The 232-nt window shown below is 63.4% G+C and carries 1 pseudogene; it reads right to left on the reverse strand.

The window, feature by feature from the left end:
• Positions 1 to 70 precede the first annotated feature (70 nt).
• A pseudogene (locus tag KVS71_RS20375) lies at positions 71 to 232 on the reverse strand (dihydrofolate reductase); the annotation flags it as partial.

Here is a 232-nt window from a genome sequence, read left to right on the forward strand (position 1 = left end):
CCCTGACCGAGGTTACCGGAAGATAACGATCATGTCACCCTAGGAAACTGACTATCCTCGGTGAGGGTATTCAGGCCGGTTCGCCGACGAGGAAGATGTGCGAGGCCAGCACCACCGGAAGCTCCAGGCCCTCCTCCTTGCCGTCCATCTGGATGAGCACGTAGCCCTCGTTGAAGCGGGAGTCTCCGCGCGCACCCGGGACGACGCCCGCGTCACGCAGCTGCTCCAGGAG

Source organism: Microbacterium sp. GbtcB4, assembly GCF_019091465.1.
Lineage (GTDB): Bacteria > Actinomycetota > Actinomycetes > Actinomycetales > Microbacteriaceae > Microbacterium > Microbacterium paraoxydans.